The organism is Streptomyces sp. HM190 (genome assembly GCF_009857135.1).
GTDB lineage: Bacteria > Actinomycetota > Actinomycetes > Streptomycetales > Streptomycetaceae > Streptomyces > Streptomyces heilongjiangensis.
This window is the reverse complement of sequence record NZ_CP047318.1, coordinates 3,665,141-3,691,251: the sequence shown is the minus strand read 5'-3', so window position 1 is coordinate 3,691,251 and position 26,111 is coordinate 3,665,141. Positions and strand designations below refer to the sequence as shown.

Sequence of the window (26,111 nt, the reverse complement as noted above, 5' to 3'; positions counted from 1 at the left end):
GCCCGGGAAACCGGTCCGGACAAAGAGACGGCACTGGACCGGAGTGATCCGGTTCCCCGACGATTCGGGGTATGACAGAGACTCCGCCGACTTCTACCCGCGCCCCCCGCGCCTTCCTCGTGCTGCACGGCTGGCAGAACCACCGGCCGGTCGGGCACTGGCAGTACTGGCTGGCCGACCGGCTCGCCGACCTGGGGCACGAGGTGGTGTACCCGCAGCTCCCGGAGGCGGACGACCCGGATCTGGAGCGGTGGCTGGCGGAGCTGGACGCGCTGCTGGGGGAGTTGGCGGGCCGACGGGTCACCGTGGTCTGCCACAGCCTCGCCTGTCTGCTGTGGCTGCACGCCGTCGCCCGCGACGACGTCCTGGCCGGGCCCGTCGATCGGGTCCTCCTCGTCGCGCCGCCGTCCCCGGAAGTCGCCCTGCAGCACCCGGAGATCGCCGAGTTCGCCCCGCCGCCGCTGACCCCGGAGCGGGTCGCGGCAGCCGCCGCGACCACCCGGGTGGTCGGCACCGACAACGACCCGTACTGCCCGCAGGGCGCCGCCGCCGCGTACGCCGTACCGCTGGGCCTGCCCGTCGACGTCCTGCCGGGCGAGGCCCACCTCAACCCCGACTCGGGCTACGGCCCCTGGCCGTCGATGCTCGACTGGTGCCTGGCGGTCTCCCCCGGCGGGTACGGGGAGCGGGCGGTCGAGGCGCGCTCCGCGCAGCGGGCGGACGCGTCCGGGACCTGAACCGCCGGGCTCAGCCGCTGCCCGCCCTGAGGAGGGCCGCCACGATCGGGCCCGCGGACTCGCTGCCGTGGCCGCCCTCCTGGACGACGCCGGCGGAGGCCAGGTCGCCCTTCCACGCGGTGAACCAGCCGTTGGGTTCCTCCTGGCCGTCGACCTCCGCGGAGCCCGTCTTGGCGCCGTAGTCGGGGCCGAGGCCCGCCATCGCCTCGGCCGCCGTACCCGCCGCCGCGGTGTACTGCAGGAGTTCGCGCAGCTGGGAGCGGACGGTCTCCGACATGGGCCGGGAGGCGGTCGCGAGGGTGCGGCCGTCGACGGACGGGGCGACCAGGTAGGGCTGCTTGAAGACGCCCGTCTTTGCCGTCGCCACCACGGACGCCATGTTCAGCGGGTTCATCCGCACCCCGCCCTGCCCGATCAGCGAGGCGGCCATCGGCGCGGCGCTCTGCACCGGCACCGAGCCGTCGAAGGTCGGCACGCCGACCGCCCAGTTGTTCATGCCGAGGCCGAAGACCTGCTGGGCCTCCAGGGTCAGCGAGTCGTCGTCGAGCTTCTTCGCCTGAGAGATGAAGGCGGTGTTGCAGGAGCGGGCGAAGCTCGCCTTGAACGTACCGCCGTTGATCTTGAACTTGTCGTCGTTCTGGAACTTCCAGCCGCCGTACGACGAGTACTTCGGGCACGGGTGGACCTTGTTCGCCGAGGCCAGGCCCTTGTCGATGAGCAGCGCCGACGACACGATCTTCATGGTGGAGCCGGGGGCGAGGGAGCCCTGGAAGGCGACGTTGAAGCCGTGCCCCGAGTTGGCCACGGCCAGGATCTCACCGGTCGACGGGCGCATCACGACCACCGACGCCCGCTTCCTGGTGTTCACCTGCTGCTCGGCGGCGGCCTGGAGGGACGGGCTGAGCGTCGTCCTCACCTCGCCGGGTGTGCCCTCGCTCAGCTCCAGCAGCGTCTTGTCGGCGTTCTTCTTCCTGCCCTTCTCGGCCTTCGCGCGCACCACGCGCAGTTCGACGCCCGCCGTGCCGCCGGCCTTCTTGCCGTACTTCTCCCGCAGCCCGTCCAGGACCGTGCCCAGCGACGGGTACTTCTTCGCCGTCAGTTCGCCGCCGTCCCGGTCCAGGGCCTTCACCGGAGGCGTGCCCGCCTCACCGGTGACCAGCCGGTCGCCCTCGCCGAGGTCCGGGTGGAGGACGGACGGCCGCCAGGCGACGACGGGTTCACCGTCCTTCTCGGCCCGTACGACGGTCAGGGACGACGTGTACGACAGCGGCTTGTCCGTGCCCTTGTACGACACCGTGCCCTTCACCGAGAAGGCGACCTCGGCGCCCGCGCGCTTGCCGCGGGTGAGGGTGACGTCCTTGACTCGGGCGTCCTCGGCGAAGCCGGTCAGCGCGGCGCGCGCCGCCGCGGAGTCGTCCGTGGCGGCGGCGGCCTTGGCGACGGAGCCCTTCTGCCAGGCGGTGAGGAAGGCGGTCGTGGCGGTCCGGACCTCGGCGGCGGACAGCGGGCCGGTCTTCACGGGCTTCGCGTCGCCCGCCCTGGACGAACGGTCCTCGGCGAACGCGCCGCCGCCGAACACCGAGTACACGGCGAAGGCGCCGCCGCCGAGCGCGACGGCCGCCGCGCCGGCCAGGACGGCGGGCCGCCGTGACCTCGCCGGTGACTTCGCCCCGTCCGACCGCGCCGGCGCGGAGGGCGCCGTCCCGTGCGCCGAGTCCGGCCGTGCCGGCTTCGCCGACTTGCGACCGTCGACACGCCTTCTCTTTCCCACGCTCCCGACCTTCCGCTGCGGTTGCCTCTCGTTGCGCACAACGAGGACCCCCACCCTAGAGCTTCGGGGCCCGGTGCCTCAGGGGTTGGGGGTGAGTGTGAGGCGGCAGGTGCGGGTGGTGCGCGGTTTCCCGCGCGGGCAACCGCGCGTCAGCCGCCGGCCCTCAGCACCTCCACCACGATCGGGCCCGCCGCCTCGCCCCCGCGGCCCCCGGCCTGCGCCATCGCCGCCGCGGCGACACCGTCGCGGAAGCCGGTGAACCAACTGTCCGCCACGTCCTGACCGTCGACCTCCGCGGAGCCGGTCTTCGCGCCGATGTCGCCGGTCAGCCCGGACATCACGCGGGCGGCGGTGCCCTGCGGCGATGTCGCGGTCAGCTTCATCATCTGCTTGAGCTGCGAGGCGGTGGCGGGGTCCAGGCCCCGTGCCGTGGCCAGTTCGCGGTCGTCCAGGTCGGGCGGGACCAGGTACGGCTGGCGGAACTCGCCGGTGATCGCGGTGGCCGTGACCGACGCCATGTTCAGCGGGTTCATCGTGACCTCGCCCTGCCCGATGGCGTTGGCCGCGCGGTCCGGTCCCGAGGACGCCGGCACCGTGCCGTCGGTGGAGGTGATGCCGGTCTTCCAGTTGTTCCTGCCCAGCCCGAACCGTTCCTGCGCCTCCTCGGTCAGCGAGGCGTCGTTCATCGGGTCCTCGTCGATCAGTTTGATGAAGGCCGTGTTGCAGGACCGCATGAACGCTGTGGCGAGCGTCGCGCCGGACGACTCGTCGGCCCGCATCCCCGGCAGGTTCTTGAAGGTCTGGCTCTGCCAGGTCGCGGTGTCGGGGCAGGGCGCGGGGCCGTTCATCGTGGCCACGCCGTTGTCGATGAGCGTGGCGGCGGTGAGGATCTTCATGGTGGAGCCGGGCGGGACCTCCCCCTCGAACGCCGCGTTGAAGGCGTCGTCGCGGTGGTTGGCGACGGCCAGCACCTCACCGGTGCCGGTCTTGACCGCGACCACGGACGACTCGGCGTACTTCGCGACGGCCTTCTCGGCGGCGGCCTGCGTCTTCGCGCTGATCGTCGTCTCCAACTCGCCCGCCCGGCCCTCGGCGAGGGTCAGCAAGGGGGTGTCGGCGGCGTTCGTGGCGGTGTGCCGGATCGCCAGCTCGATCCCGGGGGTGCCGCCCGCCTTGTCGCCGTAGCGTTCGCGCAGGGTGTCCAGGATCGGCCCGAGGGAGGGGTACTTCTCCTTCGTCAGGACGACGCCGTCACGGTCCACGGCCTTGACGGGCGGCGCCTCGGCCTCCCCGGTGTACAGCTCGTCGCCCTTCTTGAGGTCCGGGTGCACGACGGACGGCGCCCAGTCGACCAGGGCGCGCCCGGTGGTCTTGCCGCGCACCACGGTCAGCCGGCTCCGGTACGCGAGTTTCTCGGTCTTCCCCTGGTAGGACACCGTCGCCCGCACCGAGAACGGAACGGTGCGGCCGCCCGCCCCGGTCGGCTCGCCCGGGGTGATCCGCACCTCGCCGATCCGCGCGGCACCGACGTACTGCCCGAACAACGTGCCCGCGCCCGCCGCGTCGTTGGTGTGCGACGCCGCCGCCGTCGCGTCGCCCTTCTCCCACGCGGCGAAGAACTTCTCCGTGGTCCGCGCGACCTCGTCGGAACTCGGCGGCCCCGTCCGCCGCTCCGTGCCCGTCCCGTCGTTCAGCGCGTCGAGGAAGGTGTACGCCCCGTACCCGGCGCCCCCCACCATCACCACGAGCACTCCGCCGACCACGGCGACCTTGGCCCCCTTGCGCATGATCTCTCCCCGTTCGTTCCCCGTGAGCGGTCCCGGCGCCTGACCGGGGCCCGCTTTGAACATGTTCAGAAATCGCGTGTCGCGCCTCACTGTAGGCGCGAGGGGAGGCGGGCGGGGCGGGTGTTCCCCGAATCGTTAGCCGGGACGGCCATCCGCGTACGCGAACACCGATCACGATGCGGACCAAGGCGGGACGTGGGTGGGGTGGAGGCGGGGCGCGGCGGGGCGCGGCGCGGCGCGCCCAGCGAGACGCCCCGCTCATCCCCGGGTCGCTAGACCCAGGTGTCCAGCCACATCCGTGAACGCCAGCCGTCGATCGGGATCGGCTGTCCGGTGTACAGGGGCCAGAAGTAGATGAAGTTCCAGGTGATGAGGAGCACGAGCACGCCCGCCGCGGCGGCGCCCGCCACGCGCCGGCGTTCGGGGGCCGCCGCGGGGCCGAGGACGGCGCCGACCAGCATCGCCACCGCCAGGCACAGGAAGGGCAGGAAGACGACGGCGTAGAAGTAGAAGATCGTCCGCTCCTGGTACAGGAACCAGGGGAGGTACCCGGCGGCGATCCCGCAGGCGATGGCGCCGGCCCGCCAGTCGCGGCGGAAGAACCAGCGCCACAGGACGTAGAGGGTCGCGAACGCGGCGGCCCACCACAGCAGCGGCGTGCCGATGGCGAGGACCTCGCGGGCGCACTTGTCGACGGTGTCGGCCGGGCAGCCGTCGGTGCCGGGCGGGGGCGACTCGTAGAAGTACGACACGGGCCGGCCGGCGATGATCCAGCTCCACGGGTTCGACTGGTACGTGTGCGGCGACGACAGGCCCACATGGAACTCGTAGACCGCGTGCTCGTAGTGCCACAGGCTGCGCAGCCAGTCCGGCAGCCAGGCGAACCAGCCGCCCTTGCCCTCGGTCGCCGCCCAGTTGCGGTAGTAGCCGCCGGTGCCGTCGTCCGGGGAGACGATCCAGCCGGTCCACGAGACCAGGTAGGTGACGATCACCACGGGGACCGTCGACAGGAAGGCCCAGCCCAGGTCGCGCTGGAGCGTCGCGATCAGCGGCTGACGGGCACCGGCGACCTTGCGCGCCGAGTAGTCCCACAGCACCGTCATGATCCCGAAGAACACCAGGAAGTACAGGGCGTTCCACTTGGTGCCGAAGGCCAGGCCGAGGCAGAGCCCCGCCAGCAGCCGGTACGGTCGCCAGCCGAGCCGGGTCGTCTCCGCGACGAGCGGGTGCGGCCGCACCACCCCGTCGCCGTCCCGTGGCAGGGCCGCCGCCAGCCGTGCGCGTGCCCTGTCCCGGTCGACGACCAGACAGCCGAAGGCCGCCAGCACGAAGAACATCAGCACCTGGTCGAGCAGCGCCGTGCGGCTCATCACGAAGTGCAGCCCGTCCACCGCCATCAGGGCGCCCGCCAGGCAGCCCAGGAACGTCGAGCGGAAGATCCGGCGGCCGATCCGGCACAGCATCAGCACCGACAGCGTGCCGAGCACGGCCGTCATGAAGCGCCAGCCGAACGGGTTGAACCCGAACATCAGCTCGCCCAGGCCGATGACGTACTTGCCGACCGGCGGGTGCACCACGTACGCCGGATCCGTGGGGATCGGCACGTTCCCGTTGTTCTGGAGGATCAGCTCGTTGGCGTTCTTGGCCCAGTTCACCTCGTACCCGCGGTGGACGATCGCCCACGCGTCCTTGGCGTAGTACGTCTCGTCGAATATCACCGCCTTGGGGCTGCCCAGGTGCCAGAACCGCAGCAGCCCCGCGACCAGCGTCACCAGCAGCGGACCGCCCCACGCCGACCAGCGCACCAGGCGCTCGGCGAGTCCCTTGCCCACCCCGATCGAGGCCCAGAAACGCGGGCCGGGCCTGGTGTACGGGGGCACGAGCCGGGCGCTCACGTCGATGCTCCGCGGCGCCGAGTAGCCGAAACGGCGCAGCCGCTGCTGCCACGACGGCCGCTGGTCTTCGGTGGCCTGGTCCTGCCGGGTGTCCGTGGAGGACGCGGTACTGGTCACCGCGCCATCGTAGGGAACACCGCTGTGGGAGTCCCATGCGTCGCGGATGTGGCCCCGTCGCTCCCGCGCTTCGTCCGCCCCGGAAGGCGGCTGGGAGGATGGGGGTGTGACAGGAATCCTTGTGTTGGCAGGTACTCCCATCGGCGACATCGCGGACGCCCCGCCCCGGCTGGCCGAGGAACTGAGCGGCGCGGACGTGATCGCCGCCGAGGACACCCGGCGGCTGCGCCGCCTCACGCAGGCGCTGGGCGTGCAGCCGGGCGGCCGGATCGTGTCGTACTTCGAGGGCAACGAGGCGGCACGCACCCCGGAGCTGGTCGAGGCGCTGGCCGGGGGCGCGCGGGTGCTGCTCGTCACGGACGCGGGGATGCCGTCGGTCTCCGACCCCGGGTACCGGCTGGTCGCGGCGGCCGTCGAGAAGGACATCCGGGTCACCGCCGTACCCGGCCCGTCCGCCGTGCTCACCGCGCTGGCCCTGTCCGGTCTGCCCGTCGACCGCTTCTGCTTCGAGGGCTTCCTGCCGCGCAAGGCGGGCGAACGGCTCGGCCGGCTCCGCGAGGTCGCCGACGAGCGCCGCACCCTCGTCTACTTCGAGGCCCCCCACCGGCTCGACGCGACGCTCACCGCGATGGCCGAGGTCTTCGGCACGGCGCGCCGCGCCGCGGTCTGCCGCGAGCTGACCAAGACGTACGAGGAGATCAAGCGGGGCCCCCTCGGCGAGCTGGCCGCGTGGGCGGCTCAGGGGGTGCGCGGCGAGATCACCGTCGTGGTCGAGGGCGCGCTCGAGAAGGGACCCGAGGAACTCGACGCGGCCGAACTGGTCCGGCGGGTGCGGGTGCGGGAGGAGGCGGGGGAGCGGCGCAAGGAGGCGATCGCCGCGGTGGCGGTGGAGGCCGGCGTGCCGAAGCGGGAGGTCTTCGACGCGGTCGTCGCGGCGAAGCGGGAGGCACCGTAGCGGGGGCGCCGCAGAGGGTGCGGGTTCGTTGCCGGGTGCGGGTGGCGGGTGGTTTCTCGCGCAGTTCCCCGCGCCCCTGAGGGCTTCGGGCCTGCGGCCCTGCCTTCAATGACGGGCCGTCGAAAAGCACGGGGCGCTGCCCCGGTCGCTTCTCAGGGCCGCGATCTGCCCCCATTCCGCCGCACTCCGAGGGGCCGCTCCCATGTCCCGGTAAAGCCACGCAAAGCGCGGGTCTCGGACGGACGGCCTTCCCACAAGGGGAGGCCAAATCGGCTTCAACAGACGGCAGGTCGGGTGCGTTCGGCCCCGTTCCGGGCGTCCACTGGTCGAGAGGACGGACACGGTCCTCACGGTCCAGCGGACAAGAGGAGCCGGCATGACCGAGATCGCAGAGCGGGCCGTACTGCGGAGCACCGCCACCGCTGTCGTTCACGAGTCGTACTCGTTCGCCTGCATGCGCTGCGGGCACGGCTGGGAGCAGTCGTACGAGATAGAGCACCACGACGACGCCCAGGGGCACGACTTCGTGATGTACGTGGCCGACGGTCATGTGGTGCCGTCGCCGCTGTCACGGCCCACCTGCCAGAACTGCGACGGCCATGTCGTGCGGATCATGCGCGCCGGCCAGGTCTCCTCGGTGCGGGACGCCGAGCGGCGCCGGACCGTGCCGAAGCCCCGCCCGGCCGAGACCGCCTCCGACGAGACGGAGACCGGCGGCACCCAGGCGGCCCCGTCGGACCGGTCGGCGACGTCGGGCGAGGCGGCCGAGCGGGCCGCCGGGCACCACCACTGGCACCTCTCCGACCTCCTGCACCCCTTCCACCGCAAGGCGAGCTGACCGGCGGCGGTCCGGTGTGAGGCGAGCCGCCCCTCCCCCGGCGAGCCTGGAGGGCATGCCCCGATCCCGCGATTCGTAGGATCGGGGCATGCCTTCGAACGACTCCGGCACCGCCTCCGCCCCGCAGGACAAGAACGCCGCGCCCCCGCTGCCCGAACCGCTCCGGGTGCCCGTCGCGGACTCGCACACCCATCTGGACATGCAGTCCGGCACCGTCGAGGAGGGCCTCGCGAAGGCCGCCTCCGTGGGGGTGACGACGGTCGTGCAGGTCGGCTGCGACGTCAAGGGCTCACGGTGGGCCGCCGAGACGGCCGCCCGCCACGACGCGGTCCACGCCACCGTCGCGCTGCACCCCAACGAGGCCCCGCGCATCGTGCACGGCGACCCCGACGGCTGGTCCCGGCAGGGCGCACGCGCCGCCGGCGGTGACGCCGCCCTGGACGAGGCGCTCGCCGAGATCGACCGGCTGGCCGCGCTGCCGCAGGTCAAGGGCGTCGGCGAGACGGGACTCGACTACTTCCGGACCGGCCCGGAAGGCAAGGCCGCCCAGGAGCGGTCGTTCCGCGCGCACATCGAGATCGCCAAGCGGCACGGCAAGGCCCTGGTCATCCACGACCGCGACGCCCACGAGGACGTGCTGCGCGTCCTGAAGGAGGAGGGCGCGCCCGAGCGGACCGTCTTCCACTGCTACTCCGGCGACGCCGACATGGCCGCGATCTGCGCCGAGCACGGCTACTTCATGTCCTTCGCCGGGAACATGACCTTCAAGAACGCGCAGCCGCTGCGCGACGCCCTCGCCGTCGCCCCCCTCGAACTCGTCCTCGTGGAGACCGACGCGCCGTTCCTGACGCCCGCGCCGTACCGCGGACGGCCCAACGCCCCGTATCTCATTCCGGTCACGGTCCGGGCCATGGCCGCGGTGCGCGGCATCGACGAGGACGCCCTGGCGACGGCGATCGCGGCGAACACGGCGAGGGCGTTCGATTACTGACGGATCACGCTCCGTCATCCGTCCGGGGGACGCGAAAAGATGATGAGCGGCCACGTGTCGCGACACTGCGTGACCGCGTTGCTTGGGAGGGTGACCGCCGTCCGCTAGGTTCACGTCGCCCGACCCGGACCCGGATCGCCGCTGGAGCGTGTCGTCGTGAGCAACGTGAAGTCCTCACCGCCGTCGCCGTACGAGACCTGCGACACCCCGCGGACGTACGAAACCCCCGAGCCGCCGCGCCCGCAGCCGCACGAGGCGGAGACCCTGCCGTACGGCGTCCACGGGGCCCACGGCGTCCCCGGTGACACGTACCGCCCCGCCTACGAGGCCGGACCGGACTCCGGACCGGACTCCGGACCGGACGCCGGGGCGGGCCTCCCGGCGGCGCCCGGCAGCCGTGACGGCTCCCGGCGGGCGGTGCGCCGCAGACGGGCCGCCGACCGGCCGGGCTCGCTGCGGCGGCTGGTGCCGCAGGCCCTGGTGGTGGCGTTCCTCGCCGGCGGGACCTCCGCGTTCGTGGCGAAGGACAAGGCGATCGAGCTGACCGTCGACGGCGAGCCGCGCACCCTGCACACCTTCGCCGACGACGTCACCGAACTCCTCGCCGACGAGGGCGTGACCTTCGGCACCCACGACGTCGTCGCCCCCGCCCCCGGAACTGCCCTGACCAGCGGCGACGAGGTCACCGTGCACTACGGGCGGCCCGTCCGCCTCACCCTCGACGGCCAACGGCGCGAGGTGTGGACGACCGCCCGCACGGTCGACGGGGCGCTCCGGCAGCTCGGGGTGCGCGCGGAGGGCGCGTACGTCTCCACCTCGCGCTCCCAGCGGATCGGGCGCGCGGGCCTGGAACTGGACGTCCGCACCGAGCGGACCGTGACCGTCCTGGCGGACGCGCGGACGCGCACGATCCGCACGAACGCGGCGACGGTCGGGGAGGCCGTGGCGGAGGCCGGGGTCACCCTGCGCGGACAGGACACCACCTCCGTCCCGCCGACGAGCTTCCCCCGCGACGGGCAGACCGTGACCGTGCTGCGGGTGACCGGCTCGACGGAGGTCCGGGAGGAGCCGATCCCGTTCCGGGTGCACCGCACCGACGACCCCTCGCTGTTCCAGGGCACCGAGGTCGTCGAGCGCCCCGGCCGGCCGGGGACCCGGCGGGTCACGTACGCGCTCCGCACGGTCAACGGGGTCGCCCAGCGGCCCCGCTTGATGCGGACCGAGGTGGTGCGGGAGCCGCAGGACCGGATCGTGAAGGTGGGGACGAGGCGGCTGCCGGCGTCCGTGGCCGGGGCGGACGGGCTGAACTGGGCGGCCCTGGCGGCGTGCGAGTCGGGCGGCCGGCCCGACGCGGTGGACCCGTCCGGCACGTACGGGGGGCTCTACCAGTTCGACACGCACACCTGGCAGAGCCTCGGGGGCCAGGGCCGCCCCCAGGACGCGTCGGCGGCCGAACAGACCCTCCGCGCGAAGAAGCTGTACGTGCAGCGGGGGGCGAGCCCGTGGCCCCATTGCGGGGCGCGGCTCCGGGGGTGAGGGTGCGCCTGGTGCCGCGGCAGGCAACGTTCGCCCGTCGAGGAGCGGCGTTTGGGTGCGTGCTCTCGGCGTGCCGGGCGCACGTCCTCGTGCTGGATGTACGTGGGCTTGTGTCCGGTGCGGCGAGAGTGCGTGCCGGGCGTCACGACGGGGCGAACGTTGCCTGATGCGGCACTAGTGACTCGGGGGTGCGGGTTCGTCGGCGGGTGCGGGTGCGGGTGCGGGTGCGGGTGCGGGTGCGGGTGCGTCGTGGTTTCTCGCGCAGTTCCCCGCGCCCCTGAAGGGAACGGGCCTGCGGCCCGCCCTTCATGAGAAGCGCGGGGCGCAGCCCCGGTCGCTCTTCAGGGGCGCGGGGCGCTGACACATGCGGCTCCGCCGCGTGGGCGCGACCAGCCCCCACCCACCCGCACCCGCCGACGAACCCGCACCCCCGACCTGTGAGGCGCCCGGCCCCCGTACCCTGGTGCACGTGAGCAGCCCCACCCCCGACGCCCTCCTGGGCCCCGCCGACGTCCGCGAACTCGCGGCAGCGCTCGGTGTGCGGCCCACCAAGCAGCGCGGCCAGAACTTCGTGATCGACGCGAACACGGTGCGCCGGATCGTGCGCACCGCGGACGTCCGCCCGGACGACGTCGTCGTGGAGGTGGGACCGGGCCTCGGCTCCCTGACACTCGCGCTGCTGGAGGTCGCCGACCGGGTGACCGCCGTCGAGATCGACGACGTCCTCGCCGCCGCGCTGCCCGCGACGATCGCCGCCCGGATGCCGGCCCGCGCCGACCGTTTCGCCCTGGTCCACTCGGACGCGATGCACGTCGCCGAGCTGCCCGGCCCGGCGCCCACCGCTCTCGTCGCGAACCTCCCGTACAACGTCGCGGTCCCCGTGCTGCTGCACATGCTGGACACGTTCCCCACCATCGAGCGCACCCTGGTGATGGTGCAGGCGGAGGTCGCGGACCGGCTCGCCGCCGGGCCCGGCTCGAAGGTGTACGGCGTCCCCTCGGTGAAGGCCAACTGGTACGCGGAGGTCAAGCGGGCCGGAGCGATCGGACGGAACGTCTTCTGGCCGGCGCCGAACGTCGACAGCGGCCTCGTCTCGCTCGTCCGCCGCACCGAACCGGTCAGGACGACCGCGCCCAAGGCCGAGGTCTTCGCCGTCGTCGACGCGGCGTTCGCCCAGCGGCGCAAGACGCTGCGCGCCGCCCTCGCCGGATGGGCGGGCTCCGCCGCCGCCGCCGAGGCCGCGCTCGTCGCCGCCGGTGTCTCCCCGCAGGCCCGTGGCGAGTCCCTGACCGTCGAGGAGTTCGCCGCGATCGCCGAGAACCGCGCCGGCCCCGACGCCCCCGACACCGCCCGGCTCGCCCCGCACGCCCTGTCCACCGAGGAGTCCCGTCCGTCGTGAGCGTCACCGTCCGCGTGCCCGCCAAGGTCAACGTCCAGCTCGCGGTCGGCGGCGCCCGCCCCGACGGGTTCCACGACCTGGCCAACGTCTTCCTCGCCGTCGGCCTGTACGACGAGGTCACCGCCACCCCCGCCGACGAACTGACCGTCACCTGCGAGGGTCCCGGCGCCGACCAGGTCCCGCTGGACCGCACCAACCTCGCCGCGCGGGCCGCGCTCGCCCTCGCCGCGCGCCACGGCATCGACCCGGCCGTACGGCTGCACATCGCCAAGGACATCCCCGTCGCGGGCGGCATGGCCGGCGGCAGCGCGGACGCCGCGGGCGCGCTGGTCGCCTGCGACGCCCTGTGGGGGACCGGCGCGTCCCGCGCGGAACTCCTCGACATCTGCGCCGAGTTGGGCAGCGACGTGCCGTTCAGCCTGGTGGGCGGGGCGGCGCTCGGCACCGGGCGCGGCGAGCGGCTGAGGCCGCTGGAGGTGGGCGGCGCCTTCCACTGGGTGTTCGCCGTCGCGGACGGCGGACTCTCCACCCCGGCCGTGTACCGGGAGTTCGACCGGCTCCACGAGAACGACGAGGTGCCCGAGCCCGTCGCGTCCCAGACGCTGCTCGACGCGCTCGACAAGGGCGACGCCGACGCCCTCGCGGCGTTCCTGCCCGGCTCCAACGACCTCCAGCCCGCCGCCCTGTCCCTGTTCCCGAAACTCGCCGACACCCTCGAAGCGGGCCGGGCGGCCGGGGCGCTCGCCGCCCTCGTCTCCGGCTCGGGGCCGACCACGGCCTTCCTCGTCCGCGACGCCGCCTCGGCGCACTCCGTGGCCGAGGGTCTCCTCGCCGCCGGCGTGTGCGAGGCGGCCCGCGTGGCTGCCTCCCCGGCGCCGGGCGCGACGATCCTGCGCTGAGTCCCGGCTCCCGCGGGGCCCAACCGCACGTACTCAGAGCGGACTTGAGTACCTGAGCGCTGCCCGCGCACCGGGCGCCCGCGCGACGGTACTCCCATGACTGCCAGCGTCAGCGCGAGCGCACTCGCCGCCGCCACCCCGTCCAGCCGTGACCGGTACGTCGACCTGCTGCGGGTCGCCTCGCTCGGCACGGTCGTCCTCGGCCACTGGCTGATGGCGGCCGTGACGACCGGTGGCGACGGCCGGGTGGAGGTGGGCAACCTCCTCGCCGTGGAGCCGCGGCTGCAGATCCTCACCTGGGCGTTGCAGATCATGCCGGTGTTCTTCTTCGTCGGCGGCTTCTCGCACGCCCTCTCCTACCGTTCCCTCAGCCGCAAGGCCCCGCGGGCCGCGTCCGTCTACCCGGCCTTCCTCCGCGCCCGCCTCCAGCGGCTGCTGCGGCCCACCATGGTGTTCATCGGGGTGTGGGGCGCCGCCGCCGTCCTCCTGCACCTCGCGGGACAGGGCGGCGGACTGCTCGACGTGGCGCTGCGGCTCGTGGCGCAGCCGCTGTGGTTCATCGGGATCTACCTCGCGATGGTGGCGTTCACGCCGCCGCTGCTCAGGCTGCACGAGCGAGGCGGGTGGGGCGTGTTCGGCGGGCTGGTCGCGGCGGCCGCCGCCGTGGACGTGCTGCGCTTCGCGCTCGGTGTGCCGTACGTCGAGTTCCTGAACTTCGCCTTCGTCTGGCTCGCCGTCCACCAGCTCGGGTTCCTGCGCGCCGACGGCATGCTGACGCGGCCGTACCTGCTCGCCGGGGCGGGCCTCGCGGGGGCCGCGCTGCTGGTGGCGTACGGGCCGTACCCGCTGTCGATGGTGGGGATGCCCGGCGAGAAGGTGTCGAACATGGCGCCGCCGACCTTCGCGCTGCTCTGCCACGGGGTGTGGCTGGTCGGCGCGGTGGAACGGGTGCGCGGGCCGGTCACGCGATGGCTGGAGCGGCCGAAGGTGTGGCGGGCGGTCGTGGCGGCCAACGGCATCTCGATGACGGCGTTCCTGTGGCACCTGACCGCGATGCTCGGCGTGTACGGCGTGCTGCTCGCCCTCGACACGGACCTGCCCGCCCCCGCGTCGGGTGCCTGGTGGGCCCAGCTGCCCCTGCGGCTCGCCGCGGCGGCCGTCCTGACGGCCGTGCTGGTGGCCGCGTTCCGGGGCTTCGAACGGCCCGCCGCGCGCCGCGAGCGGAGGCATCCCGCCGGTCCGGCGCCGCACGCCGGATACGGGGGACCGGCCGCGGCCCTCGGCGTGACCCTCTGCCTGTTCGGGGTCCTCGGGCTGTCGATGGTCGGCTTCGGCGGACTCTTCGAGGGACGGACGGCCCTGCTGATCGCCGTCCAGGTGACGGCACCGGTGGCGGTGGGGATGACCCTCGCGGGGTGGCTGCTCGTGGAGCGCGTCGGCAGGGGCACGTCCTAGTGCCGCGGCAGGCAACGTTTGCCCGTCGAGGAGCGGCGTCCGGTGCGGCGAGAGTGCGTGCCGGGCGTCGCGACAGCGCGAACGTTGCCTGACGCGGCACTAGCTCGGGGCCGAGGGGTCCGTCGGCGGGGGCGGGTGGCCGGGGGGCTGGCCGCGCCCACGCGGCGGAGCCGCAGGGGTCACCGGCCCGCGCCCCCGGAAAGCGGCCGGGGCAAGCGTCCCGTCACGGCCGCGACGGCCGCCGACTACCCTGGAGGGTCGATCGTCCCCGTGGCAGGAGAGTAATGGCCGTCAACCTGGTCAATGTCGAGAACGTCAGCAAGGTGTACGGCACCCGCGCCCTGCTCGACGGGGTCTCGCTCGGCGTCTCCGAAGGGGACCGGATCGGAGTCGTGGGCCGGAACGGGGACGGCAAGACCACCCTCATCCGGATGCTCGCCAAGCTGGAGGAGGCCGACACCGGGCGGATCACCCACTCCGGCGGCCTCCACCTCGGCGTGCTCACCCAGCACGACAGCCTGGACCCGGCCGCCACCGTCCGGCACGAGGTCATCCGCGACATGGCGGACCACGAGTGGGCGGGCAACGCCAAGATCAGGGACGTCCTCACCGGCCTGTTCGGCGGGCTCGACCTGCCCGGCTTCCCGCAGGGCCTCGACACCGTCATCGGCCCGCTCTCCGGAGGTGAGCGGCGCCGTATCGCGCTGGCCAAGCTGCTCATCGAGGACCAGGACCTGATCGTCCTCGACGAGCCGACGAACCACCTGGACGTCGAAGGCATCTCCTGGCTGGCCAGGCACCTGCGGGAGCGGCGCTCCGCGCTCGTCTGCGTCACCCACGACCGCTGGTTCCTCGACCAGGTGTGCACCCGCATGTGGGACGTGCAGAAGGGCTCGGTCTACGAGTACGAGGGCGGCTACTCCGACTACGTCTTCGCGCGGGCCGAGCGGGAGCGGATCGCCGCGACCGAGGAGGCCAAGCGGCAGAACCTCGTCCGCAAGGAGCTGGCCTGGCTGCGGCGCGGGGCGCCCGCCCGGACGTCGAAGCCCCGCTTCCGCGTCGAGGCCGCCAACGAGCTGATCGCGGACGTGCCGCCGCCGCGCGACAGCAGCGAGCTGATGAAGTTCGCGTCGACCCGCCTGGGCAAGACCGTCTTCGACCTGGAGAACGTCACGGTGCAGGCCGGGCCGAAGGTGCTGCTGAAGCACCTGACCTGGCAGCTCGGCCCCGGTGACCGCATCGGTCTCGTCGGCGTCAACGGCGCCGGCAAGACCTCCCTGCTGCGGGCCATGGCCGACGCCGCCCGCAGCGACGGGGAGAAGCAGCCGGTCGCCGGACGCGTCGTCACCGGCAAGACCGTGAGGCTCGCCTACCTCTCCCAGGAGGTCGCCGAACTCGACCCAGAGTGGCGGGTGCTGCAGGCCGTGCAGCAGGTCCGCGACCGCGTCGACCTCGGCAAGGGGCGCGAGATGACGGCGGGGCAGCTGTGCGAGACCTTCGGGTTCAACAAGGAGAAGCAGTGGACGCCGGTCGGCGACCTCAGCGGTGGTGAGCGTCGGCGGCTGCAGCTGCTGCGGCTGCTGATGGACGAGCCGAACGTCCTGTTCCTGGACGAGCCCACCAACGACCTCGACATCGAGACCCTCACCCAGCTGGAGGACCTCCTCGACGGCTGGCCCGGCTCGATGATCGTCATTTCGCACGACCGGTTCTTCATCGAGCGGACCACGGACCGGGTGTTCGCTCTGTTGGGTGACGGCACGCTGCGGATGCTGCCGCGCGGGATCGACGAGTACCTGGAGCGGCGGCACGCCATGGAGGAGGCCGCGGCGGCGTCCTCACCGGTCGCCGCCAAGGCCGCCGCCTCGTCCTCCGCCTCGGAGAAGACCGTGTCGGCGGCCGACGCCCGCGCCGCGAAGAAGGAACTCCAGAAGATCGAACGGCAGTTGGACAAGCTCTCCGAGCGGGAGGCGAAGCTCCACGCGCAGATCGCCGACCACGCCACGGACTTCGCCAAGGTCGCCGAACTCGACGCCGAACTTCGGGCGTTGGCGGGGGAGAAGGACGAGCTGGAGATGCGCTGGCTGGAACTCGCGGAGGACGCGTAGCGGTTGTCGGGTGCGGGCTCTCGCCGTGGGGGCCGCTGTTCGATACCGGGTGCCGATGTGGGTGGCTGGTCGCGCAGTTCCCCGCGCTCCTTCAGTGCGCCGGCCGCGTCCGGGGTCCGTCAGTCCTCCGAGTACCTCTGAAGCCTTGTGGGGCAAGGGGCGCGCGTCGCGTGAAGGGGGCGTGAAGGAGCGTAACGGAGGCATCACGGGGCGGTTCGCCCTTGGGAACAGGGGAGCGACCGGCCCCGTCCACCGTCGTGTCGCAGTGATAGAAAGAGCCGACGGGCAACAGTCTGAGAAGCGACACCACGCGTGACGACGGGTGGCTCGAAAGCAGCGAACAGGGGGAGACGCGCTGATGACTCAGCCACCCAACCAGCCGCCTCAGGGCGGCTTCGGAGCTCCGCAGAACCCCGGCCCACAGCAGCCGTACGGCTACCCGCAGACCCCTCCGCCACAGGGTCCGCCCGCGCCGGGCCCCGGCTACGGCTACCCGCAGCAACCGCCCGCCGCGTCGGGCCCCTACGCCCAGCAGCCCGGCCCCTACGCCCCGCAGCCGGGGCCCTACACCCCGCCGCCGCAGCCCGGTTACGGCTACCCGCAGGGACCGTACCCGGGCGGGCCCACCGCGCCGTCGGGCGGCGGCTCCAAGAACCCCTTCAAGGGCAGGCCGGCGCTGGCCGTCGGCGCGGCGGTGGCCGCGCTGCTGGTGATCGGCGGCACCGTGTTCGCGGTCACGAACCTCGGTGACGGCGGCGGCACGAAGGAGCCGGTCGCCAAGGAGAGCGCGAGCAAGGGCACCGACGACCCCAAGGCGTCCTCCTCCCCGTCCGCGCCCGTCAACCCGGGCGACGGCAGCGGGGGCGGCGGCGAGGACCTCGACATCTCCGACCTCAACGAGGGCCGCAAGGCGGGCGAGGCGAAGGTGCTCTGGTACAAGAGCGCGCCCGACGCGCCCGGTTCGGGCGCTGACGCCCCCGGCCTGTGGGTCACCGACAAGGTCGCCGTGAAGGCCGCGTACAAGCAGCTGTTCGCGTTCGACGTCGAGAGCGGCGACCCCGCCTGGGACCCCGTCGAGTTCGAGGGCAAGATCTGCGCGGTCACCCCGCGGGCCACCGCCGACGGCCGCATCGTGGTCGCCGCCAAGCAGGGCGGCGGCTCCGACGCCGAGTGCGACCAGCTCCAGCAGATCGACCTGAACACCGGCAAGAAGGGCTGGTCCGCCGAGCTGGAGGAGGGCGCCCTCTTCGACAGCAACATCAGCGTCGGCCTGTCCGTCACCGGTGACACCCTCATGGTGGGCCGCTCGCAGTCCGGCACCGCGTACGACGTCGACACCGGCAAGAAGCTCTGGGACAAGAAGGAGTACGGCCAGGCCTGCTACCCGGGCGGCTTCGCGGGCGGCGCGCGGCTGGTCGCCGTCTCCTCCTGCGCGGTCACCACCGACAAGGAGCACGACGAGGTCCAGGAGCTCGACCCGAAGACCGGCAAGGCCAAGTGGACACGGAAGATCCCCAAGGGCTGGCGGGTCGACCACGTGTACGCACTGAACCCGCTCGTCCTCTACCTCACCAACGAGGACGAGAAGAAGTGGAACATCTCCGCCTTCGAGGCCGACGGGTCCACCCGCTCCCAGCTCGACATCAAGGGCTCCTTCAAGCCCGACTGCGACACCGGCATCCTCTCCCGCAACCTCCAGGGCTGCTCCGGTGTCGCGGCCGACGCCGACACCCTCTACCTGCCGACCGAGGCGAAGGACGACGCGAACGAGATCGTCGCGGTCGACCTGCCCACCGGCAAGGAGAAGTGGCGGGTCACGTCCCCCGCCGACGCGGCCATGTCGGCCGTGCGGGTCGAGAACTCCCGGGTGATCGCGTACGTCGAGTCGACGTACGGGGGCGAGGGCGGCCAGATCGTGTCGTTCCCCACCACGGGCTCCAAGCCCAAGGTGACGAAGCTTCTGCAGATGCCGGACAGCGCCGCGAAGATCGAGAGCTCCTTCTACTCGAAGGCCATCGACTACGTGGACGGGCGCTTCTACATCTCCACCACCCTGCTGACAGGCGTGGACGACGCGAAGGAGAAGTTGATGCTGGCCTACGGCAAGTGAGCCGGGGACCGGTGTCCCGGCCGACCTCCCCTCCCGTCCCCCACCCGCCCTCCGATCTCCGCTCCGAGGTACTCACGTCATGACGCAGCCGCCGCCCCCGCCGAACCAGCCGCCGAACCAGCCGCCGGGCCCGCCCCCGAACCAGCCCCCGCAGCCCCCGGCCCAGCCCCCGCAGGACACCCCGCCGCAGGGCGGTTTCGGCGCGCCGACGCCCCCGCCGGCCGGCGGTTTCGGCGCCCCGACGCCCCCGCCCCCGGCCCAGGGTGCCGGTTACGGCTACCCGCAGCAGACCCCGCCCGCGGGCCCGCCGCAGACGCCCCCGCCCGCGCAGGGCCCCGGCTACGGCTACCCGCAGACGCCCCCGCCGCAGCCCGGCTACGGCTACCCGGGCCAGCCCGGTCAGCCCGGCCCCTACGGGCAGCCGCAGCCCGGCCCGTACGGTCAGCAGCCCTACGGCCAGCCCGGCCAGCCGTACGGCTACCAGCCGCCGACCATGGCGATGCACCCGCACGCCCCCGGCGGCAAGAAGAAGGTCAACTCCACGGCGATCATCATCACCGCGGCGGTCGCGGCGATCGCCCTCATCGTCGGCGGTGGCGTCTGGTACGCCTCGTCCAAGGGCGGCGACGACGACAAGAAGAACACCGCCAGCTCCGAGGGGACGACCGGCGGCAAGGACGACCCGAAGGGCACCGACGGCGGCACCTCGTCGTCCGGCGGCTCGTCGTCCGGCGGGGTGGAGATCCCGGCCGAGGCGCAGGAGAAGGTGCCCTCCAGCACCAGCGCCAAGGTCCTCTTCCAGGTGCCGGCGCACGAGATCAAGGACAAGGGCCAGATCGACAGCGTCAAGGGGTCCTGGCTCACCGCCAAGACGTACGCCAAGGCCGGTCTGAACAAGATCGTCGGCTATGAGCCGGACAGCGGCAAGGCCAGGTGGACGCTGGACCTGCCCGGCCAGACCTGCGCGAGCTCCCGTGAGATCACCACCGAGGGGATCTCCGTCGTGGTGACCGAGGAGGCCAAGCGCAGCAAGGCCGACGAGCGCCCGGCCTGCACCCAGGTCGTCGCGTTCAACGTGGACACCGGCAAGGAGATCTGGACCAAGAGCACCGACGTCAGCGGCAGCAAGGTGCCGTTCGGCGAGGTCACCATCTCCGGTACGACGGTCGCCGCGGCCGGCGGCTACTCCGGTGGCGCGGCCTTCGACGTCAACTCCGGCAAGGTGCTGTGGTCGCCGAAGGTCGGCGAGTGCACGGACGAGGGCTACGCGGGCGGCGCCCAGCTGGTCGCGGTCCGCAAGTGCGGCGACTACGGCGACGAGACCTTCGAGGTCCAGCTGCTCGACCCCAAGTCGGGCAGCGTCAAGTGGACGTACAAGCTGCCCGCGGGCATCGACCGCGCCAAGATCATCTCCACCAAGCCGGTGGTGTTCGGCGTGGTGACCGGCAGCGACGTGCCGCTGACCGGCACCAGCGACATCTTCTCGCTGGACGACAAGGGCAAGCTCCGCGCCAAGATCTCCATCCCGGACAAGAAGTACAACTACGACTGCCCGGTCCGCGGCGTGTGGGCCTGCAAGGGCATCTACGTCGGCAACGACAAGGTGTACATGCCGACCGAGACCCACGACGGCACCGGCTCCTACAGCAGGACCAACGAGATCGTCTCCTTCTCGCTGGCCACGGGGAAGTCCACCGGTGACCGCGTCGACGCGGGCGACGACTACGAGCTGTTCCCGATCCGCATGGACGGCCCGAACATCATCGCCTTCAAGGACGGCCCGTACGACAAGGGCGCCCAGGTCGTCTCCATCGACGGCAAGACGCTGAAGCAGACCACCCTCATCGAGACCCCGTCGTCCGAGAAGGTGCTCCGCGCGATCAGCGCGATGGTGCCGACGCTGAGCGAGATGCTCTACACCGACGGACGGTTCTTCATCGGCAAGGACCTGGTCAGCAAGCCGTACGACGAGGACGAGAAGGAGTACACGGCGCTCGGTTTCGGGGCGAAGTAACCCCACGCGCCCCCTGGGTCCCGCGCTACGGCCCCGTCCCTGCTCAGGGGCGGGGCCGTGCACGTATCCCGCATCCCTCCCGAAGGGGAGGGATATCGGTAATCCGGGGCACTTCTCCCCGGTAGGGGGAGCGCAACGTCGAACAAGCGTGTAGCTTCCGGGGGCATGAGGGCGGGGGAGCAGACGGCGGAGTCGGGGGGCTTCTGTCCGTGAGGCCCGGTGGGCGGCCATAGTGGGCCACCATTGGGGGACTGGGGGGTGGCTGGCTCGATGGGAGTGCGGCTCATGGTGGTCGACGACCACCGACTGCTCGCCGAGGCGCTGGCCTCGGCGCTGAAGCTGCGGGGGCACCGGGTGCTCGCCGCGGCGGCACCCGCCGCGGGCGCGGCGGAACTGGTGATCACCAGGGCACCCGAGGTGTGCCTGCTCGGCACGGCGACACCCGCCGAGCCCGGCATCTTCGACCCGGTGGTGAAGATCAAGCGGGAGCGCCCGCAGGTGGCGGTGCTGGTCCTCGGCCCGGTGCCCAACCCGCGCGGCATCGCCGCCGCGTTCGCCGCGGGCGCCTCCGGCTACGTACGGCACGACGAACGCATAGAGGGTGTCGAGCGGGCCATCATGAAGGCCCGCGCGGGGGAGGCGGCGGTGGCGCCGCAACTGCTCCAGAGCGCGTTCGGTGAACTGCTGAACCCGGCGGCCCAGCCGGACGACGAGGGCCAGCGGCTGCTCCAGATGCTGACCCCGCGCGAGGCGGAGGTCCTGGTCCGCGTCGCGGACGGCGAGGACACGAGACTCATCGCGGCGGGCATGGGCATCGCCCCGTCCACGGCCCGCACCCACGTCCAGCGGGTCCTGATGAAACTGGGCGTGGGTTCACGACTGGAGGCGGCGGCCCTGGCGGCCCGGACGGGCCTGCTGGACCGGGCGGGGCCGGTGCCGCAGGCGCTGGAGGAGTAGGCGGCCGGGCGGACCGTTCCGGCGGGGCCCGGACCGGCCGAGGGCTACGTGCGGTCCCCGGGGCCGTCGCTCCCGCGCGGCCGGGGCCGGGGCTGGGGCTCGGCACCGCAGAGCGTGTGGTCCACCAGGGCCGTGATGGCGTCGATCTGACGGGTGGCGGTCTTCTCGTCGGCGGGCCGGCTGTGCGCGGCCACGGTCACCGCGAGGCGGCCGTCGCCGGTGGTCGCGGGCCACGCCAGGAAACCGAAGCCGCTGCCGCTGTGCCCCCAGTAGCCGTCGCCGCAGCTCAGCGGCGTCCAGGCCAGCCCCAGCCCGTACCGGGAGCCCGGTGCCTCGCCGGGGGTGTCGGGCACGGCGACCGTGCGCCGCATCTCGGCGAGCTGGGCGGGGGCGAGGAGGCGGCCACCGAGGAGCGCCGAGAAGAAGCGGTCGGTGTCGGCGGCCGTACTGATGAGCGACCCGTCGGCGTCCCCGTCGAAGGGGAGGTAGGCGAGGGTGGTGTCGGTGAAGGAACCCGGTGCGGAGGCGGACGACGACCCGCTGCCCGTTTCCGCCGCCTCGAACTGCTGGTAGTTCCGCGCGTGGGGGCGGGGGAGGCGGGGGTCGTCGCCCGGCGCGTACGTCCGGGTGAGCCGCAGGGGACGCAGGATCCGCGCCTCGACCTCCCGGTCCCAGCTCCGCCCGGTGACCGCCTCGATCACCATCCCGGCGAGGATGTAGTTGGTGTTGGAGTACTCCCAGCGGGTGCCCGGCGCGAAGACGGGCGGGTGCGTCATGGCGAAGGCGACGCGCTGGCGGGAGCTGTAGGTGGTGGAGCGGTGCTTGAGGTACCCGGCGGCGCTCATGTCCGGGACGACGTCCGCGATGTAGTCCGGCAGCCCGCTGGTGTGCTGGAGCAGCTGGCGGACGCTGACGCGCCGCCCGTCGTTGCCGCTGCCGCGCACGACGCCCGGCAGCCACCGGTCCACGGAGTCCTCCAGGGACAGCCGCCCCTCCCCGACGAGCTGGAGGAGGACGGTCGCGACGTACGTCTTGGTGGTGCTGCCGATCCGGATGTACTCACCGGGCGGTACGGGCGCCCCGGTCCTGAGATCCCCCACGCCGCTCCGCGCGGTGCGGACACCACGGGGCGAGTCCACCCGCACGAACACCCCGGTGACACCGCTGTCGCGCACGGCGTCGGCGTCGCGCTGCAGGGGGTCCGCCGTGGCGTGGGCGGGGGAGAGGGTGCCCAGGAGGGCGAGGGCGAGGAGGGCGGTCACGGCGGCACGGGTGCGGAGTGCTCCGGGGCGGACGGTGAGGGGTGTGGGGGTAGGCATGGCCCCACCGTAGGAAGCAGCACGTCAGCCGACCATCAAGCGAGCCCCCGCGTGTCACCGGGGGTTTCCCTCAGCGGCCCGCCTTGAGGTGGAGGAGAAGGCCGGCGAGGGGGGTGGGGGTGGTGCGGAGGTGGGTGGAGGGGGAGTCGGACTCGCGGAGGCGTATGCATCCGGGGGCGGCGGCCAGTTCGACACAGGTGTCCCCTTCACCGCCGCCGGAGTACGTGGACTTCTGCCAGAGCGGGGCCTGATCGGGCACGCTTCTCACAGCTCCTTCGCCAAACGGTGGATGAAGTCCCGCGACGCTGTGGGTTCCAGCGACGCTTCCCTCACCTTACGAAAGAGCATTCGGAGTTGCTTCAACTGTGTTTGAACATCGATGAACAGGACACCGGTGGGGGCGTCACGCAGTCCATTGTCCAGCTGGGGCACCGGACCACCCAGGTACATCATCGAGGCAGCGGCGCCCCCGAAGCCGTCCTGGTCGATGGGGATGACGCGCACCGTCACGTGGCCCTGCTCGATCTCGTCCAGAATGCAACGGAGTTGAGTGAGCGAAGTCTGTCGGTCGGCTACGCGGACGCGTAGGGCGAACTCGTGGACGATCGACTCGTACGCGAGGGGGTCCTCGCTCGCGATGACCGCGCGCCGCCGCATCCGGTACTCCACCCGAGGGGCCAGCTCGCTGTCGGGTAGCTCCGGGCGGTTGTGGCTGAACACCGCTCGGGAGTAGTCGGGGGTCTGGAGCAGTCCGGGTACGTAGCCGATGGACACCTCGTGGAGGCAACTCGCATGGTGCTCCGCTTCGGCGACGTCCAGATTCACCTGGGGCAGGACTCCCCGGCAGTCGTCCCACCAGCCACGCGTGTTCTCCGTCGCGATCGCGACCAAAGCCTCCACGAGTTCTTCGTCGGTGCAGAGGCAGTGAGCCGCGAGCCTTCGCAGCCGTTCCTCTCAGCGGGCAAGATCGGTTGGCGTTCTGGTGATCTTTGTTTAATTGTGATGGTGACGAGCGTGGGGACTTGTGCTTTGATGTGTTCGGTTCTGTTTGGTGAGCTCGATGTCGTGACGGCTTGATCGCTTGATGGCTTGATCGCTCGATTGCGGGTACGGATGGGGAGTCCGGCGTGAAGAAGACCTCGACCCGGCTGGCCGACGGTCGTGAGCTGATCTACTACGACCTGCACGACGACACCGTGCGCGACGCGGTGGACAAGCGCCCCCTGGAGCGCACCGTCACCACTTCGGAGGTGCGCAGGGACCCGCTGCTCGGCGACTCCGTCGCGATCGCCTCGCACCGCCAGGGCCGCACCTACCACCCGCCGGCCGACGAGTGCCCCCTGTGCCCCTCCCAGGACGGCCGGCTCAGCGAGATCCCCGACTCCTCGTACGACGTCGTCGTGTTCGAGAACCGCTTCCCGTCACTGGCCGGCGACTCCGGCCGCTGCGAGGTCGTCTGCTTCACCTCGGACCACAACGCGTCCTTCGCCGACCTCACCGAGGAGCAGGCCCGCCTCGTCCTGGACGCGTGGACCGACCGCACCGCCGAACTGTCGCACCTGCCCTCCGTCGAGCAGGTCTTCTGCTTCGAGAACCGGGGCGCCGAGATCGGCGTGACCCTCGGCCACCCCCACGGGCAGATCTACGCCTACCCCTTCACCACCCCCCGCACCGCCCTGATGCTGCGCTCGCTCGCGGCCCACAAGGACGCCACCGGCGGCGAGAACCTCTTCGACTCCGTGGTGGAGAGCGAACTCGCCGGCGACCGGATCGTGCTCCTGACCGAGCACTGGGTGGCCTTCGTGCCGTACGCCGCGCACTGGCCGTACGAGGTCCACCTCTACCCCCGCCGCCGCGTGCCGGACCTGCTCGCGCTCGACGAGGACGCGCGTACAGAGTTCTCCCAGGTTTATCTGGAACTCTTGAGGCGCTTCGACCGGATCTTCGGCGAAGGTGAACCGCCCACGCCGTACATCGCGGCCTGGCACCAGGCACCGTTCGGCGCGCTGGAGGAGTTCGAGGGCGTCAACCGCGACGACTTCGCACTCCACCTCGAGCTTTTCACCATCCGCCGCACCTCCGGCAAGCTGAAGTTTCTCGCGGGTTCCGAATCCGGCATGAACGTGTTCATCAACGACGTGCCGCCGGAGCGCGCGGCCGAGCGACTGCGAGAGGTAGCGAGTTCATGAGCGGCAAGTACCTGGTCACGGGCGGTGCGGGATACGTCGGCAGTGTGGTCGCCCAGCATCTGCTGGAGGCGGGCCACGAGGTCGTCGTCCTCGACAACCTCTCCACGGGCTTCCGCGAGGGCGTCCCGGCGGGCGCGTCCTTCATCGAGGGCGACATCCGCGACGCCGCGAAGTGGCTGGACGACTCCTTCGACGCCGTCCTCCACTTCGCCGCGTTCTCGCAGGTCGGCGAGTCCGCCGTGAAGCCCGAGAAGTACTGGGACAACAACGTCGGCGGCACCATGGCGCTGCTCGGCGCGATGCGCGAGGCGGGCGTGCGCACCCTCGTCTTCTCGTCGACGGCCGCCACCTACGGCGAGCCGGAGACCACCCCGATCGAGGAGTCCGCGCCGACCCGCCCCACCAGCCCCTACGGCGCCTCCAAGCTCGCCGTCGACCACATGATCACCGGTGAGGCGGCGGCCCACGGCCTGGGCGCGGTGTCGCTGCGCTACTTCAACGTCGCCGGCGCCTACGGCTCCTGCGGCGAGCGCCACGACCCCGAGTCCCACCTGATCCCGCTGGTCCTCCAGGTCGCGCAGGGCCGCCGCGAGGCGATCTCCGTCTTCGGCGACGACTACCCCACGCCCGACGGCACCTGCGTCCGCGACTACATCCACGTCGCGGACCTCGCCGAGGCCCACCTGCTGGCGCTGGACGCCGCCGTGGCGGGCGAGCACCTCATCTGCAACCTGGGCAACGGCAACGGCTTCTCCGTCCGCGAGGTCATCGAGACGGTCCGCGAGGTCACGGGCCACCCCATCCCCGAGGTCGTCGCCCCCCGCCGCGCCGGCGACCCGGCGATCCTGGTCGCCTCCGCGGCCACGGCCCGCGACCGCCTCGGCTGGAACCCGTCCCGGGCGGACCTGGCGGGCATCGTGGCGGACGCGTGGGAGTTCGCGCAGCGACAGGCCGGGTGACGTACGGCCTTCCGACGGCCGGGTGACATACGGCCTTCGGACGGCCGGGCCCGCAGCTGTACGAGCGAGGGCGTG

Annotated in this window: 20 protein-coding genes; 14 read left to right on the top strand and 6 right to left on the bottom strand. The window is 72.4% G+C overall.

The genetic code is table 11. From position 1 onward, the window contains the following. Positions 1 to 71 precede the first annotated feature (71 nt). Positions 72 to 737 carry an RBBP9/YdeN family alpha/beta hydrolase gene (locus GSY65_RS15485; RefSeq protein ID WP_159768656.1) on the top strand — a complete coding sequence of 222 codons (666 nt, stop codon included), beginning with the start codon at positions 72 to 74 and terminating at the stop codon, positions 735 to 737. A gap of 10 nt (positions 738 to 747) precedes the next feature. On the opposite strand, the gene GSY65_RS15480 is transcribed toward GSY65_RS15485, so the two are convergent. The 3 genes from GSY65_RS15480 to GSY65_RS15470 all read right to left on the bottom strand — a co-directional run bounded on the left by GSY65_RS15480 (position 748) and on the right by GSY65_RS15470 (position 6,307). Further along, entirely contained in the window at positions 748 to 2,370 is a 1,623-nt protein-coding gene (locus GSY65_RS15480; protein WP_159776002.1) for a penicillin-binding transpeptidase domain-containing protein, read from the bottom strand. 287 nt (positions 2,371 to 2,657) lie between these two features. Next, positions 2,658 to 4,295, bottom strand: a complete 1,638-nt coding sequence (locus GSY65_RS15475; RefSeq protein WP_159768653.1) for a penicillin-binding transpeptidase domain-containing protein — start codon at positions 4,293 to 4,295, stop codon at positions 2,658 to 2,660. A 272-nt stretch (positions 4,296 to 4,567) separates the two neighbouring features. Next, a complete protein-coding gene (locus tag GSY65_RS15470; protein WP_159768650.1) occupies positions 4,568 to 6,307 on the bottom strand; it encodes a dolichyl-phosphate-mannose--protein mannosyltransferase in 1,740 nt (579 codons plus the stop codon). Between the two features lie 106 nt (positions 6,308 to 6,413). Here GSY65_RS15470 and rsmI point away from each other — a divergent pair, with 106 nt between their 5' ends. The 11 genes from rsmI to GSY65_RS15415 all read left to right on the top strand — a co-directional run bounded on the left by rsmI (position 6,414) and on the right by GSY65_RS15415 (position 21,569). Further along, positions 6,414 to 7,262 (top strand): 16S rRNA (cytidine(1402)-2'-O)-methyltransferase, encoded by an 849-nt coding sequence (gene rsmI / locus GSY65_RS15465; RefSeq protein ID WP_159768647.1) that lies wholly within the window; start codon positions 6,414 to 6,416, stop codon positions 7,260 to 7,262. A gap of 376 nt (positions 7,263 to 7,638) precedes the next feature. Beyond that, positions 7,639 to 8,100: a hypothetical protein gene (locus tag GSY65_RS15460; protein WP_159768644.1), complete on the top strand. Its 462-nt coding sequence runs from the start codon at positions 7,639 to 7,641 to the stop codon at positions 8,098 to 8,100. An 88-nt stretch (positions 8,101 to 8,188) separates the two neighbouring features. After that, complete coding sequence (locus GSY65_RS15455) at positions 8,189 to 9,091, top strand: TatD family hydrolase (RefSeq protein WP_159768641.1); 903 nt, start codon at positions 8,189 to 8,191, stop codon at positions 9,089 to 9,091. 156 nt (positions 9,092 to 9,247) lie between these two features. Next, on the top strand, positions 9,248 to 10,627 hold the full coding sequence (locus GSY65_RS15450; protein ID WP_328707496.1) for a ubiquitin-like domain-containing protein: 1,380 nt from the start codon (positions 9,248 to 9,250) through the stop codon (positions 10,625 to 10,627). A gap of 469 nt (positions 10,628 to 11,096) precedes the next feature. Next, positions 11,097 to 12,026 carry a 16S rRNA (adenine(1518)-N(6)/adenine(1519)-N(6))-dimethyltransferase RsmA gene (gene rsmA, locus GSY65_RS15445; RefSeq protein WP_236579800.1) on the top strand — a complete coding sequence of 310 codons (930 nt, stop codon included), beginning with the start codon at positions 11,097 to 11,099 and terminating at the stop codon, positions 12,024 to 12,026. Beyond that, the gene (locus GSY65_RS15440) at positions 12,023 to 12,925 is read left to right on the top strand and encodes a 4-(cytidine 5'-diphospho)-2-C-methyl-D-erythritol kinase (protein WP_159768638.1); all 903 of its coding nucleotides are present in this window, start codon (positions 12,023 to 12,025) and stop codon (positions 12,923 to 12,925) included. The genes rsmA and GSY65_RS15440 overlap by 4 nt, the downstream gene beginning before the upstream one ends. A gap of 96 nt (positions 12,926 to 13,021) precedes the next feature. Then, the gene (locus tag GSY65_RS15435; protein ID WP_159768635.1) at positions 13,022 to 14,380 is read left to right on the top strand and encodes an acyltransferase family protein; all 1,359 of its coding nucleotides are present in this window, start codon (positions 13,022 to 13,024) and stop codon (positions 14,378 to 14,380) included. 284 nt (positions 14,381 to 14,664) lie between these two features. After that, complete coding sequence (locus tag GSY65_RS15430; protein ID WP_159768632.1) at positions 14,665 to 16,488, top strand: ABC-F family ATP-binding cassette domain-containing protein; 1,824 nt, start codon at positions 14,665 to 14,667, stop codon at positions 16,486 to 16,488. A gap of 358 nt (positions 16,489 to 16,846) precedes the next feature. Next, complete coding sequence (locus GSY65_RS15425) at positions 16,847 to 18,598, top strand: outer membrane protein assembly factor BamB family protein (RefSeq protein ID WP_159768629.1); 1,752 nt, start codon at positions 16,847 to 16,849, stop codon at positions 18,596 to 18,598. 79 nt (positions 18,599 to 18,677) lie between these two features. Continuing rightward, the gene (locus GSY65_RS15420) at positions 18,678 to 20,612 is read left to right on the top strand and encodes an outer membrane protein assembly factor BamB family protein (RefSeq protein ID WP_159768626.1); all 1,935 of its coding nucleotides are present in this window, start codon (positions 18,678 to 18,680) and stop codon (positions 20,610 to 20,612) included. 270 nt (positions 20,613 to 20,882) lie between these two features. Continuing rightward, a complete protein-coding gene (locus GSY65_RS15415; RefSeq protein WP_159768622.1) occupies positions 20,883 to 21,569 on the top strand; it encodes a helix-turn-helix transcriptional regulator in 687 nt (228 codons plus the stop codon). Positions 21,570 to 21,613: 44 nt separating this feature from the next. Here the strand turns inward: GSY65_RS15415 and GSY65_RS15410 are convergent, their stop codons facing one another. The 3 genes from GSY65_RS15410 to GSY65_RS15400 form a co-directional block, all read right to left on the bottom strand. Next, the gene (locus GSY65_RS15410) at positions 21,614 to 22,888 is read right to left on the bottom strand and encodes a serine hydrolase domain-containing protein (RefSeq protein ID WP_159768619.1); all 1,275 of its coding nucleotides are present in this window, start codon (positions 22,886 to 22,888) and stop codon (positions 21,614 to 21,616) included. Between the two features lie 70 nt (positions 22,889 to 22,958). Further along, positions 22,959 to 23,147 (bottom strand): DUF397 domain-containing protein, encoded by a 189-nt coding sequence (locus GSY65_RS15405; RefSeq protein WP_159768616.1) that lies wholly within the window; start codon positions 23,145 to 23,147, stop codon positions 22,959 to 22,961. Positions 23,148 to 23,152: 5 nt separating this feature from the next. Next, positions 23,153 to 23,788: a DUF5753 domain-containing protein gene (locus GSY65_RS15400; protein WP_328707495.1), complete on the bottom strand. Its 636-nt coding sequence runs from the start codon at positions 23,786 to 23,788 to the stop codon at positions 23,153 to 23,155. Positions 23,789 to 24,015: 227 nt separating this feature from the next. On the opposite strand from GSY65_RS15400, the gene galT reads away from it, so the two are divergent. Next, positions 24,016 to 25,077, top strand: coding sequence for a galactose-1-phosphate uridylyltransferase (galT, locus tag GSY65_RS15395; RefSeq protein ID WP_159768613.1), 1,062 nt, complete (start codon positions 24,016 to 24,018; stop codon positions 25,075 to 25,077). After that, the gene (gene galE, locus GSY65_RS15390) at positions 25,074 to 26,036 is read left to right on the top strand and encodes a UDP-glucose 4-epimerase GalE (protein WP_159768610.1); all 963 of its coding nucleotides are present in this window, start codon (positions 25,074 to 25,076) and stop codon (positions 26,034 to 26,036) included. The genes galT and galE overlap by 4 nt, the downstream gene beginning before the upstream one ends. Positions 26,037 to 26,111 lie beyond the last annotated feature (75 nt).

Coding starts and splice junctions, on each gene's coding strand:
- GSY65_RS15425 (WP_159768629.1), top strand. CDS start 16,847: ATGACTCAGCCACCCAACCAGCCGCCTCAGGGCGGCTTCGGAGCTCCG.
- GSY65_RS15415 (WP_159768622.1), top strand. CDS start 20,883: ATGGGAGTGCGGCTCATGGTGGTCGACGACCACCGACTGCTCGCCGAG.
- galE (WP_159768610.1), top strand. CDS start 25,074: ATGAGCGGCAAGTACCTGGTCACGGGCGGTGCGGGATACGTCGGCAGT.
- GSY65_RS15475 (WP_159768653.1), bottom strand. CDS start 4,295: ATGCGCAAGGGGGCCAAGGTCGCCGTGGTCGGCGGAGTGCTCGTGGTG.
- GSY65_RS15410 (WP_159768619.1), bottom strand. CDS start 22,888: ATGCCTACCCCCACACCCCTCACCGTCCGCCCCGGAGCACTCCGCACC.
- GSY65_RS15430 (WP_159768632.1), top strand. CDS start 14,665: ATGGCCGTCAACCTGGTCAATGTCGAGAACGTCAGCAAGGTGTACGGC.
- GSY65_RS15485 (WP_159768656.1), top strand. CDS start 72: ATGACAGAGACTCCGCCGACTTCTACCCGCGCCCCCCGCGCCTTCCTC.
- GSY65_RS15455 (WP_159768641.1), top strand. CDS start 8,189: ATGCCTTCGAACGACTCCGGCACCGCCTCCGCCCCGCAGGACAAGAAC.
- GSY65_RS15420 (WP_159768626.1), top strand. CDS start 18,678: ATGACGCAGCCGCCGCCCCCGCCGAACCAGCCGCCGAACCAGCCGCCG.
- GSY65_RS15435 (WP_159768635.1), top strand. CDS start 13,022: ATGACTGCCAGCGTCAGCGCGAGCGCACTCGCCGCCGCCACCCCGTCC.
- GSY65_RS15460 (WP_159768644.1), top strand. CDS start 7,639: ATGACCGAGATCGCAGAGCGGGCCGTACTGCGGAGCACCGCCACCGCT.